The 12,437-nt window shown below is 70.9% G+C and carries 11 protein-coding genes; 1 reads left to right on the forward strand and 10 read right to left on the reverse strand.

What is annotated here, in order from left to right:
* Window positions 1-89: 89 nt before the first annotated feature.
* The 4 genes from ACZ6I1_RS13835 to ACZ6I1_RS13850 all read right to left on the reverse strand — a co-directional run bounded on the left by ACZ6I1_RS13835 (window position 90) and on the right by ACZ6I1_RS13850 (window position 3,185).
* Complete coding sequence (locus ACZ6I1_RS13835; protein ID WP_469287051.1) at window positions 90-512, reverse strand: GNAT family N-acetyltransferase; 423 nt, start codon at window positions 510-512, stop codon at window positions 90-92.
* A 44-nt stretch (window positions 513-556) separates the two neighbouring features.
* Window positions 557-1,498 (reverse strand): RluA family pseudouridine synthase, encoded by a 942-nt coding sequence (locus ACZ6I1_RS13840; RefSeq protein ID WP_469286744.1) that lies wholly within the window; start codon window positions 1,496-1,498, stop codon window positions 557-559.
* Between the two features lie 41 nt (window positions 1,499-1,539).
* Window positions 1,540-2,100, reverse strand: a complete 561-nt coding sequence (gene lspA / locus ACZ6I1_RS13845; RefSeq protein WP_469286746.1) for a signal peptidase II — start codon at window positions 2,098-2,100, stop codon at window positions 1,540-1,542.
* A gap of 131 nt (window positions 2,101-2,231) precedes the next feature.
* Window positions 2,232-3,185 carry a TraR/DksA family transcriptional regulator gene (locus ACZ6I1_RS13850; RefSeq protein WP_469286748.1) on the reverse strand — a complete coding sequence of 318 codons (954 nt, stop codon included), beginning with the start codon at window positions 3,183-3,185 and terminating at the stop codon, window positions 2,232-2,234.
* A gap of 578 nt (window positions 3,186-3,763) precedes the next feature.
* Between ACZ6I1_RS13850 and ileS the strand changes: the two genes are divergently transcribed.
* The gene (gene ileS / locus ACZ6I1_RS13855; RefSeq protein WP_469286750.1) at window positions 3,764-6,910 is read left to right on the forward strand and encodes an isoleucine--tRNA ligase; all 3,147 of its coding nucleotides are present in this window, start codon (window positions 3,764-3,766) and stop codon (window positions 6,908-6,910) included.
* Between the two features lie 304 nt (window positions 6,911-7,214).
* Here ileS and ACZ6I1_RS13860 read toward each other — a convergent pair whose 3' ends face one another.
* From ACZ6I1_RS13860 to ftsZ, 6 genes are all read right to left on the reverse strand, one after another.
* Window positions 7,215-8,384, reverse strand: coding sequence for a DivIVA domain-containing protein (locus ACZ6I1_RS13860; RefSeq protein ID WP_469286752.1), 1,170 nt, complete (start codon window positions 8,382-8,384; stop codon window positions 7,215-7,217).
* 82 nt (window positions 8,385-8,466) lie between these two features.
* Window positions 8,467-8,763, reverse strand: a complete 297-nt coding sequence (locus ACZ6I1_RS13865) for a YggT family protein (RefSeq protein ID WP_073774433.1) — start codon at window positions 8,761-8,763, stop codon at window positions 8,467-8,469.
* A gap of 60 nt (window positions 8,764-8,823) precedes the next feature.
* Window positions 8,824-9,447 (reverse strand): cell division protein SepF, encoded by a 624-nt coding sequence (locus ACZ6I1_RS13870; RefSeq protein WP_469286756.1) that lies wholly within the window; start codon window positions 9,445-9,447, stop codon window positions 8,824-8,826.
* A gap of 149 nt (window positions 9,448-9,596) precedes the next feature.
* Window positions 9,597-10,316, reverse strand: coding sequence for a YggS family pyridoxal phosphate-dependent enzyme (locus ACZ6I1_RS13875; RefSeq protein WP_469286758.1), 720 nt, complete (start codon window positions 10,314-10,316; stop codon window positions 9,597-9,599).
* Between the two features lie 3 nt (window positions 10,317-10,319).
* Window positions 10,320-11,030, reverse strand: a complete 711-nt coding sequence (pgeF, locus tag ACZ6I1_RS13880) for a peptidoglycan editing factor PgeF (protein ID WP_469287053.1) — start codon at window positions 11,028-11,030, stop codon at window positions 10,320-10,322.
* 17 nt (window positions 11,031-11,047) lie between these two features.
* Window positions 11,048-12,253 (reverse strand): cell division protein FtsZ, encoded by a 1,206-nt coding sequence (gene ftsZ, locus ACZ6I1_RS13885; RefSeq protein ID WP_469286760.1) that lies wholly within the window; start codon window positions 12,251-12,253, stop codon window positions 11,048-11,050.
* Window positions 12,254-12,437: the final 184 nt, after the last annotated feature.

Below are 12,437 nucleotides of genomic sequence, written 5' to 3' on the forward strand. Positions count from 1 at the left end.
CGTACGTCCAGTACGCGGGCATCCGGCCGGCACGCCGAGAGCACGCACCGGACACCGCTCCTTCACCACGGACCTCCGTCAGACACCCCCTAGGCCAGGGGTCGCCGCATCGCGCGGTGCGCGATGCCCGCTTCCTCGAATTCGGGGCCGTGGGCCACGTACCCGAGCCGTTCGTAGAAGCCGAGCGCGTGCGTCTGCGCCCCCAGGTCCACCGCCACCAGGCCGAGCCGAGCGGCCTCCGCCTCGATCGCGCGGACCAGCGCGGCGCCCACGCCCAGCCCGCGCGCGGCCTTGCGCACCGCCAGCCGCCCCAGCGAGCCGACGCCCTCGGCCCCCGTCTTGGCGAGCGCGGCGGGCCCGTGCAGCAGCCGGCCGGTGCCCAGCGGCTCCCCGTCCGGCCCGACGGCCAGTACGTGCAGCGCGTCCGCGTCGTACGCGTCGTACTCGATCGATTCCGGTACGCACTGCTCGACCACGAAGACCTCGGTCCGCACCGCGAGGCACGCCGTCATGTCGGCCTCGCCGGAAACCACCCGGACCTCGAAGCCGACGGACGTCACTCGCTCTCCGCCCGGATCACGTCCAGCGCGTGCTGCAGGTCCGCCGGGTAGCTGCTCTCGAACTCCACCCACTGGCCGTCCGACGGGTGCTCGAAGCCCAGCCGCACGGCGTGCAGCCACTGCCGGGTCAGGCCCAGCCGCTTCGCGACGGTCGGATCGGCGCCGTACGTCAGGTCGCCGACGCACGGGTGCCGGTGCGCGGACATGTGCACGCGGATCTGGTGCGTGCGCCCGGTCTCCAGCTTGATGTCCAGCAGCGAGGCGGCCCGGAAGGCCTCGATCAGGTCGTAGTGGGTGACCGAGTCCTTGCCGTCCTGGGTCACGGCCCACCTGTAGTCCGCGCTGGGGTGCCGCCCGATCGGCGCGTCGATGGTGCCGCTCATCGGGTCGGGGTGGCCCTGCACCAGCGCGTGGTAGCGCTTGTCCACGATCCGCTCGCGGAACTGGTTCTTCAGCGAGGTGTACGCCCGCTCCGACTTGGCGACGGCCATCAGGCCGGAGGTGCCGACGTCCAGGCGGTGCACGATGCCCTGGCGCTCGGAGGCGCCCGAGGTGGAGATCCGGTAGCCGGCGGCGGCGAGGCCGCCGATGACGGTGGTGCCGGTCCAGCCGGGGCTCGGGTGGGCGGCGACGCCCACCGGCTTCATGATGACCACGACGTCGTCGTCGTCATGGATGATCTCCATGCCGGGAACGGGCTCGGCGACGACCTCCACGGGCCGCGGCGGCGCGGGCATCTCTACTTCGAGCCAGGCGCCACCGTGCACGCGCTCGGACTTCCCGACGACACTGCCGTCGACCGACACCTTCCCCGCGGCCGCGAGGTCGGCCGCCTTCGTCCGGGAAAACCCGAACATACGGGCGATGGCGGCGTCGACGCGCTCGCCCTCGAGGCCATCGGGAACGGGCAGGGTGCGGATCTCGGGAATCGTACTCACCTGTCGAGTATGCAGGACTCGGCAGAGGAGCTTTCCCGCGATCAGTCCTTGTGGACGGTCCCGTCCGGGTCCAGACCCCGGAAGGACAGCAGGACGATCAGGATGCCGCCGCACACGATCGCCGAGTCCGCGAGGTTGAACACGGCGAAGTGCGACGGCGCGATGAAGTCGACGACCGCACCCCGGAAGACCCCCGGCGAGCGGAAGATCCGGTCGGTCAGGTTGCCCAGCGCACCGCCGAGCAGCAGGCCCAGCGCGATCGCCCACGGCAGGCTGTACAGCTTGCGCGCCAGCCGCACGATGACCACGATCACGACGGCCGCGATGCACGTGAAGATGATCGTGAAGGCCTCGCCGAAGCCGAATGCGGCTCCGGCGTTGCGGACCGCCTCGAACCTCAGCACGTCGCCGATGATCTCGATCGGAGGCTGGTGCTCCAGCTTGGCCACGACCAGCATCTTGCTGCCGAGATCCAGCAGGTACGCGAAGACGGCCACGACGAGCAGGGCCACGATCCGCCGGCGCCCCTTGGGCTCGGCGGGCTCGGGCTGGGTGTCGTCCCCGACGTCCGGCGTACCGATGATGCGCTCCGCCTCTGCCACGTGAGTCCCTCGAACTGGTTCGGACCAGGCTCCTGCTGGACCCTGACGAGACACGAGGGTACGTCAGGCACCCCTCCCGCCGCCCGCCCCCCGCCTCCCTGATTACGGCCGGGCGGCCCCGGGGAGGCCGCTCAGTGCCGGCGCTCCTGCTTCTGCTTGCAGTCCACGCACAGCGTGGCCCGCGGGAAGGCCTGCATCCTGGCCTTTCCGATGGGCTTGCCGCAGTTCTCACAGACGCCGTACGTACCCGCCTCCAGGCGTTCCAGGGCCCGCTCGGTCTGCTCCAGCATCGAGGTGGCGTTCGCCGCGAGGGCCAGTTCGGACTCGCGGGTGATGTTCTTGGTGCCGGTGTCGGCCTGGTCGTCGCCCGCGCCATCGCCGGAGTCCCGCATGAGGCCCGAGATGGCCACCTCCGAGGCGTCGAGTTCGGCGCGGAGTCTGAGCACCTCACTCGTCAGCTCGCTGCGGGCCTCGTCGACCTCTTCCTGCGTCCAGGGGTCTTCCCCGGGCCGTACGGCGAGCTCACCGGGCGTGGTGGCCGCCGTGACCCTCGTCTTGGGCAGCCCGCTCGTGGCGGCCGCAGCCGTCTTCCTCGCCGTACCGGTGCTCTTCTTGGCAACCACTGTGCGGACTCCCGTCTCCTTCGCGGCCTGCGCCGCCCCCTCGGACCCGGCCGGTTTGGCCGTGGCCTGCCGCTTCGCGACGGCAGTCGCCTTCTCGACGGCGGTCGCCCCCTCGGACGGCGCCTTCTTGGCCGGCGCCTTCCCGGCCGCCGTCTTCTTGGCCGGCGCCTTCTTGGCCGCCGCCTTCTTGGCCGCCGTCTTCCTGACGGTCGCCTTCTTGACCGGCACCGCGTCCTCGACCGGCACCGCGTCCTTGGCCGGTGCCGCCTTCTTCGCGGGCGCCGCCTTCTTCGCCGGCGCCGCCTTCTTCGCGGGTGCCTTCTTCGCGGGTGCTTTCTTCGCCGGTACCGCCTTCTTCGCGACGGACGCCTTGACGGCGTCCGCCCTCTTGGCCGGCGCCTTCTTCACGGGTGCTTCGGCCAGCGCCTCTCGGGCAGTACCGGCGGTCTTCTTCGCCACCATGGCCGCGGCCCCTTCACATACTGTGATCTTTGCTCGCGAATCGTGCCGGAACGATAAATCGGCACCAGCCCCGCGGCAACGGGGCACGCATCCATCGAGGTCGACCTGCATCCGTTGTGCCCATCCGGAGGCCCCGTAACACGCCCCACACGCCCCACGGGACTCCGTACCGGCGCGTACGCCCGTCCGGGGCACTCGGAAGGCCCTGCCGGGCCTCCGCCACGCCGCGCCCGCGCCCCCCGCGCGGGCGCCCGTAAACCGGTCTGCCGCGCGCCCCCCGGCCCCGTACACTGGGCCCAGCGAAAGGCATGGACGGGGACGAGTAGCGTCGGACGCAGCCAGGAGCGACCCGGGGACGGTGAGAGCCCGGGGGCGAGCGCGATGTGAAGGATCACCCCTGAGCCGCCGGAAGAAAGCCCGCACGGACCCCCGTACGGCGAGTAGAACCGGCTTCGCACCCCAATGAGGGGGCCACCGGATCCGTCCGGCGGCCAAGGAGGGTGGTACCGCGGGAGCAGCAGTCGGCTCTCGTCCCTCCGGACGGAAGTGACACCCCGCCGGAGGAAGAGTTCAGCCTCATGACCACACCGCCGCAGTACCGCCCGGTCCCCGCCCAGGTCGACCTGCCCGCCCTCGAGCACGCCGTCCTCGACTTCTGGCGCGAGAGCAAGACCTTCGCCAAGACCCTGGAGCAGTCCGAGGGCCGCCCCGAGTGGGTCTTCTACGAGGGCCCGCCGACCGCGAACGGCATGCCCGGCGCGCACCACATCGAGGCCCGCGTCTTCAAGGACGTCTTCCCCCGGTTCCGCACCATGCGCGGCTACCACGTGGCCCGCAAGGCCGGCTGGGACTGCCACGGCCTGCCCGTCGAGCTCGCCGTCGAGAAGGAGCTCGGCTTCAACGGCAAGCAGGACATCGAGGCGTACGGCATCGCCGAGTTCAACGCCAAGTGCCGCGAGTCCGTGACCCGCCACACCGACGCGTTCGCCGAGCTCACGACCCGGATGGGCTACTGGGTCGACCTGGACGACGCCTACCGGACCATGGACCCCGAGTACGTCGAGTCCGTGTGGTGGTCGCTGAAGGAGATCTTCAACAAGGGCCTGCTCACCCAGGACCACCGCGTCGCCCCCTGGTGCCCGCGCTGCGGCACCGGCCTCTCCGACCACGAGCTGGCCCAGGGCTACGAGACGGTCGTCGACCCCTCCGTCTTCGTCCGCTTCCCGCTGACCGGCGGCCCGCTGGCCGGCCAGGCCGCGCTCCTGGTCTGGACGACGACCCCCTGGACCCTGGTGTCCAACACGGCCGTCGCCGCGCACCCGGACGTCACGTACGTCGTGGCCACGGACGGCAGCGAAAAGCTGCTCGTCGCCCAGCCGCTGCTGGAGAAGGCCCTCGGCGAGGGCTGGGAGGCCACCGGCGAGACGTACACGGGCAAGGAGATGGAGCGCTGGACGTACGAGCGCCCGTTCTCCCTGGTCGAATTCCCCGCCCCGGCCCACTACGTCGTGAACGCCGAGTACGTCACGACCGAGGACGGTACGGGTCTGGTCCACCAGTCCCCCGCCTTCGGCGCCGACGACCTCGCGGTCTGCCGCGCCTACGGCCTGCCCGTCGTGAACCCGGTCCGCCCCGACGGCACCTTCGAGGAGGAGGTCCCGCTGGTCGGCGGGATCTTCTTCAAGAAGGCCGACGAGAAGCTGACCGCCGACCTCGACGCCCGCGGCCTGCTCTTCAAGCACATCGCCTACGAGCACAGCTACCCGCACTGCTGGCGCTGCCACACGGCGCTGCTCTACTACGCGCAGCCGTCGTGGTACATCCGCACCACCGCCGTCAAGGACGCGATGCTGCGGGAGAACGAGAAGACCAACTGGTTCCCGGACTCCGTCAAGCAGGGCCGCTTCGGCGACTGGCTGAACAACAACATCGACTGGGCGCTGTCCCGCAACCGCTACTGGGGCACCCCGCTGCCGATCTGGCGCTGCGAGGAGAACCACCTCACGTGCGTGGGCTCCCGCGCCGAGCTGAGTGAGCTGACGGGCACCGACCTGTCCGGCCTGGACCCGCACCGCCCGTACATCGACGACGTGACCTTCACCTGCACCCACGAGGGCTGCTCCCTGGAGGCCGTCCGCGTGCCGGAGGTCATCGACGCCTGGTACGACTCGGGCTCGATGCCGTTCGCGCAGTGGGGCTACCCGTACAAGAACAAGGAGATCTTCGAGAAGCGCTACCCGGCGCAGTTCATCTCGGAGGCCATCGACCAGACCCGCGGTTGGTTCTACACGCTGATGGCGGTCGGCACCCTCGTCTTCGACAAGTCCTCGTACGAGAACGTGGTCTGCCTGGGCCACATCCTCGCCGAGGACGGCCGCAAGATGTCCAAGCACCTGGGCAACATCCTCCAGCCGATCCCGCTCATGGACCAGCACGGCGCCGACGCGGTGCGCTGGTTCATGGCCGCCGGCGGCTCCCCGTGGGCGGCCCGCCGCGTCGGCCACGGCACGATCCAGGAAGTGGTCCGCAAGACCCTCCTCACGTACTGGAACACGGTCGCCTTCCAGGCGCTGTACGCCCGTACGTCGAACTGGGCGCCCTCCGCCGCCGACCCGGCCCCGGCGGACCGCACGGTCCTGGACCGCTGGCTGCTCTCCGAGCTCCACACCCTCACCGCCGAGGTCACCGAGGCGATGGAGGCGTACGACACCCAGCGCGCCGGCAAGCTGCTCTCCTCCTTCGTGGACGACCTGTCGAACTGGTACGTCCGCCGCTCGCGCCGCCGCTTCTGGCAGGGCGACGCGGCCGCGCTGCGCACGCTGCACGACGTGGTCGAGACGGTGACCCGCCTGCTGGCCCCCCTCACCCCCTTCATCACGGAGCGGGTCTGGCAGGACATGGTCGTCCCGGTGACCCCCGGGGCCCCCGAGTCGGTGCACCTCTCCTCCTGGCCGGAGCCGGACACCGCCCAGGTGGACCCGACCCTCTCGCAGCAGATGCTGCTGGTACGCCGCCTCGTGGAGCTGGGCCGGGCGACGCGTGCCGAATCCGGGGTCAAGACCCGCCAGCCCCTCTCCCGGGCCCTGGTCGGCGCCGTGGGCTTCGACGCGCTGTCGCCGGAGCTCCAGGCCCAGATCACGGAGGAGCTGAACGTCTCCTCCCTGGCCTCGCTCTCCGAGGTGGGCGGGTCCCTGGTGGACACCACGGCCAAGGCCAATTTCCGCGCGCTGGGCAAGCGCTTCGGCAAGGGCGTCCAGGACGTGGCGAAGGCGGTGGCCGCGGCCGACGCGGCGGCCCTGTCGCTGGCGCTGCGCTCGGGCGAGGCCTCGGTGGAGGTGAACGGCGAGCCGGTCACCCTCACCCCGGAGGAGGTCATCATCACGGAGACCCCGCGCGAGGGCTGGTCGGTGGCGTCCGACTCGGGCGCGACGGTGGCCCTGGACCTGGAGATCACCCCGGAGCTGCGGCTGGCGGGCCTGGCCCGTGACGCGATCCGCCTGATCCAGGAGGCCCGGAAGAACTCCGGCCTCGACGTGGCGGACCGGATCGCCCTGCGCTGGTCCTCCTCGGACCCGGAGGTCGTGACGGCCCTGACGGACCACGCGGCCCTCATCGCGGACGAGGTCCTGTCCACGGACTTCGCCCCCGGCGAGGCCGACGCCGCGTACGGCGAACCCTTCACGGACGAGCCCCTCGGCCTGACCTTCCGCCTCCGCAAGGCGTAGCCAGACCCCGAGCGGCCCGTGCCTCCCCCCTCCGGGGAGGCACGGGCCGCTCTCGTTTGGGCTCAAGCACCGGGGCTCCGCCCCGTACCCCGCGCCTCAAACGCCGGCGGGGCTGGAATAGCCCTGCACCCGCGAGCGGAGGTCAGCCACAATCCAGCCCCGCCGGCGTTTGAGGCGTGGGGTCTGGGGCGGAGCCCCAGCAGCGGTGCCGCACCCGACGGGTACGGGAACGGGCCGGGCCCGGTACCCCCGTGGGGGAACCGGGCCCGGCCCGAACTGCTGCTGCCGCCGCGAGGCGTACCGCCTAGTTGTCGTCCTCGTCGATCAGAAAGCCCCGCATGGGAGACGGCGCCTGCTGCATGGGCTGCGGTGCAGCCGGCCGCACCGGAGCCATCGGCTGGGTCATCGCCGGGGACATCTGCTGCTGGCCGCCGTACGACGGGCCGCCCATCGGGGAGGGACCGCCCATGGGGGACGGGCCGCCCATCGAGGGACCACCCATGGAGTGCCCCATCGCACCGGCCGGAGCCATGGACGGCGACGGCGACGGCGGGAGCGCCGGACCGGCCGGGTTCCGCGGCGGGGCCAGGGAGTCGTCGGCCTGGGTCTCGAGCTGACGCAGCTGCGACTCCAGGTAGGACTTCAGGCGCGTACGGTACTCACGCTCGAAGCCCCGCAGGTCCTCGACCTTGCGCTCCAGCGTGGCGCGGGCGGACTCCAGCGAGCCCATCGCGACGCGGTGCTTCTCCTGCGCGTCCCGCTCCAGCGCGTCGGCCTTGGCGCGGGCGTCCCGCTCCAGGCCCTCGGCGCGCGAACGGGCCTCGCCGACGATCTTGTTGGCCTCGGAGCGGGCCTCCGCGATCGCCTGGTCGGCGGTCTGCTGCGCCAGCGACAGGACGCGGGCGGCGCTGTCGCCACCGGGACCCTGCTGCGGCAGCTGCTGCGGCTGCTGCTGGTGCATCGGCTGACCCATGGGCTGCATCTGCTGCCCCATCGGCTGCATCTGCTGGCCCATGGGCTGCATCTGCTGGCCGAGCGGGTTCTGGCCGCCCATGGACTGCTGACCCATGCCCTGCGGTCCGCCCATGGGGTGCTGCTGCATGGGGCCGCCCATGCCCGGACCCTGCGGTCCGTGTCCGCCGGGGCCGGCGGGCAGCTGCGGCTGGCCGCCCGGCAGCTGCGGCGGGCCCATCTGCTGCTGCGGCGGGCCGGATATGGCCGCGGGCACGGGGGCGCCGGGGCCACGCTGGTCCTGGGGTTCCGGCTTGCGCATGCCCTGCTGCTGCTGGTTCTGCGCGGCGGCACGCGTGGCGGCGGCCAGCTTGGCGCGCAGGTCCTCGTTCTCGCGCAGCAGGCGCGTCAGCTCGGATTCGACCTCGTCGAGGAAGGCATCGACCTCGTCCTCGTCATAGCCTTCTCGGAGGCGGACGGTCGTGAACTGCTTGTTCCGCACGTCCTCGGGAGTCAGCGGCATGTCTTCTTCACCTCTACGTAGTCGTCGGCAGTCGGCAAGACCGTATCGGGACTGTCCCCGCGCGCGCGGAGAAGTTCATCGTTCACACGCTTCTCGCAGCGGTGCTCACGAAGCTGATGAGGATGTAAACGATGATCATCAGAACGAAGAAGGACAGGTCGAGTGCCACGCCCCCGAGACGCAACGGCGGGATGAACCGCCGAAGAAGCTTGAGCGGTGGGTCGGTAAGAGTGTAGGTGGCCTCCAGAACGACCACCATCGCCTTGCCGGGTGTCCATGAACGTGCGAACTGGAACACGTAGTCCATGACCAGTCGGAAGATCAGCACGATGAGGAAGCACATCAGCGCGATGTAGACCACCTGTAGTGCGACGCCCATCCCGCGCTTCCCTCTCCCCGTTTCCCGCTCTGTTCCCGGTCCCGTATCTGACGGATCGGTCTAGCTTTGGTTGAAGAACCCGCCCTCCGCGATGCGGGCCTTGTCCTCCGCCGTGACATCGACGTTAGCAGGCGACAGCAGGAACACCTTCTGTGTCACGCGTTCAATACTGCCGTGCAGGCCGAAGACGAGACCGGCGGCGAAGTCCACGAGACGCTTCGCGTCGGTGTCGTCCATCTCCGTGAGGTTCATGATCACCGGAGTGCCCTCACGGAAGTGTTCCCCGATGGTACGGGCCTCGTTGTAGGTCCGGGGGTGCAGCGTCGTGATGCGGTACGGCTCCCGCTCGGAGACGACCTTGGGCATGATCACGGGGGCGTTCTTCTCCAGGTTCGTACGGTCAGGTGTGATGGATGCCACGGGGGCAATTCGGGCAGGGCGTCCGCTTTCCACCGGAATTGGGATGGGTTCCCGCTGCGCCGGGGGTTGTACGGCTCGTACCGGTTCGTCCGTTACGGGCGATTGGTGCACGGGCTGACGGTCTCGCTCCCGGGTCCGGTCCCGCACCCGCTCCGGTTCCGGCTCGGGCTCGAACTCGTCGTCGGGGTCGTACCCCGGGTTGTCGTACCGGTCGTCCTCCACGAGGCCGAGGTAGACCGCCATCTTGCGCATCGCGCCGGCCATTCTCCGAGTCCTCCGCTCTGTGGTGGATCGCCCTGTCGCAGGTGCTGCTGTGTCACGAATGTCACCAACTGCCCGCGATCCACGTGGTCTGTCCGCCCATCAGCGGTAATGACCATATTTTCTGCTGTGGTCCGACTTTCTTGGCGACGTTACCCGAGCCGGGGTCTCGCGCCGAGTACCGCAGTGCCGACGCGTACATGTGTCGCACCGGCCACAACGGCCTGTTCCAGATCCGTGCTCATCCCGGCCGACACCATCGTGGCAGCCGGATGGTCCGCGCGCAGGCGGGATGACAATTCCACCAGCCGCTCGAAAGCGGCCTGTTCGCGTCCGGCGTACGGACCGGCCAGCGGGGCGACGGTCATCACGCCGTCGATCCGCAGTCCGGGCGCTCCGGCGACCAGATCCGCCAACTCCGGGAGCTGCTCGGGCGCCGCGCCGCCGCGGGATCCCCGCTCGCCCGACTCGGCGTCGAGGGCGATCTGCACGAGGCAGCCGAGTTCGCGGCCCGCGTTCTCGGCCGCCGCCGAGAGGGCGGTCACGAGCCGGGGGCGGTCGACCGACTGCACCACATGCGCGTATCCCGCCACGGAACGGACTTTGTTCGTCTGCAACTGGCCGACGAAGTGCCAGCTGAGCGGCAGATCCGTGCAGGCCGCGGCCTTGGGGGCGGCGTCCTGGTCACGGTTTTCCGCAACATGACGGATGCCCAGCTCCGCCAGGAGTCGTACGTCGCTCGCGGGATAGGTCTTGGTGACGACGATGAGCGTCACCTCTTCCCGCGCGCGTCCCGCGGCCGCGCAGGCGGACGAGATACGTTCCTCCACCCGCGCCAGGTTCTCCGCGAGCTCCGACTTACGGTCCGTCATTTCCTATTCCAACCAGACATATCCGGCGAGCCGCCCGGTCACCCGGTCGCGGCGGTACGAGAAGTGGTCCCGCGACTCCAGTGTGCAGACCGCCGATCGGAGCCGGTCCGCCACCCCCGCCTCCGCGAGCTGGGCGTGCACCCCGGCGACCACGTCCACGGCCGGAGTCCCCCAACTGGTCTCGGCCCGGGCGGCCGGTACCGCCTCGGACACCGCGTCCCTCATCTCGGCCGGCACCTCGTAGCAGCAGCCGCACACCGCGGGTCCGGTCCGGGCGACGATCCGCCCGGGCTCGGCACCGAGGGCGACCATCGCCTCCACCGCGGCGGGGACCACCCCGGCGACCAGTCCGGGCCGCCCGGCGTGGGCGGCCGCGGCGATCCCGGCGACCGGGTCCGCCAGCAGGACGGGCGTGCAGTCGGCGGTGAGCACGGCGAGGGCGAGCCCCCGCCGGGCGGTGACCACCGCGTCGACCGCCGGGACGTCCTCCCCGAAGGGCCACGGTCCGTCGACCACCGCGACGTCGCGGCCGTGCACCTGGTTCATCCAGACCACCAGGTCCGGGTCGAGGCCCAGGGAACGCGCCGCGCGTGCCCGGTTCGCGCGAACGGCGGCCGGGTCGTCTCCGACCGCGCCGCCGAGGTTGAGCTCTTCGTACGGAACGGCGCTCACTCCGCCCCACCGGTCGGTGAAGGCGAAGTGGGCGCCGCCCACGTGGTGCTGCTCCGGTGTCACTTCAAGAAGTCCGGGACATCCAGTTCCTCGGCCGGGCTGTCCTGGTACGGCCGGGCCGTCGGGACCTGCGGCGCCGGGGCCTGGGCCTCGACCGGGACCGCCTCGACCGGGGCCGGCGGGTCCTCGCGCGGGGGCACCGTGCCGAGTCCGCCGAAGGCCGGGCGGGCCGGCTCGGCGGCGCGGACCGGGGCCGGGGCCGGCTCTTCGCGCTTGGTGGACGCGGCGCCGATGACGTTGTCCCGGCGGGCCGGGGGCTGTCCGCCGTCGAACCCGGCCGCGATGACGGTGACCCGTACCTCGTCGCCGAGCGCGTCGTCGATGACGGCGCCGAAGATGATGTTCGCCTCGGGGTGCGCGGCCTCGCTGACCAGCTGCGCGGCCTCGTTGATCTCGAAGAGACCGAGGTCCGAGCCGCCGGAGATGGAGAGCAGCACGCCGCGGGCGCCGTCGATGGACGCCTCGAGCAGCGGCGAGGAGATCGCCATCTCGGCGGCGGCCACCGCGCGGTCGTCGCCGCGGGCCGAGCCGATGCCCATCAGGGCCGAGCCGGCCTCGGACATCACGGACTTGACGTCGGCGAAGTCGAGGTTGATCAGACCCGGGGTGGTGATGAGGTCGGTGATGCCCTGGACGCCCGAGAGCAGGACCTGGTCGGCCGACTTGAAGGCGTCGAGCACGCTGACCTGGCGGTCCGAGATGGACAGCAGGCGGTCGTTGGGGATGACGATGAGGGTGTCGACCTCTTCGCGGAGCTCGGCGATGCCGTCCTCCGCCTGGTTCGCGCGGCGCCGGCCCTCGAAGGTGAACGGCCGGGTGACCACACCGATCGTCAGGGCGCCCAGGGAGCGCGCGATGTTGGCGACCACGGGCGCGCCGCCCGTGCCGGTGCCGCCGCCCTCGCCGGCGGTGACGAAGACCATGTCGGCCCCCTTGAGGACCTCCTCGATCTCCTCGCGGTGGTCCTCTGCCGCCTTGCGGCCGACGGCCGGGTTGGCGCCGGCGCCGAGGCCCCGGGTGAGTTCGCGGCCGACGTCGAGCTTGACGTCGGCGTCGCTCATCAACAGCGCTTGGGCGTCCGTGTTGATGGCGATGAACTCGACGCCCTTGAGACCGACCTCGATCATTCGGTTGATGGCATTGACACCACCGCCGCCGACACCGATGACCTTGATGACTGCGAGGTAGTTCTGCGGTGCTGCCACGTCGAAGGCCTCTCGCCTCGAGTTACGTGTCGCCGCCTCGCGGGCCTGCGGTGCGACGACTGATGCCGAAATGGGGCGGTCCGAACGCGCCGACCCGAACCCTCACCCTGAAGTTTAGGGTTAGGGGTGTGTCTGTTCTCTGGACTCTTCCGAACAGGACACTAAGTCGACAAGTAGCGCGTGT

The sequence above is a fragment of the Streptomyces sp. NPDC046303 genome, assembly GCF_055588085.1.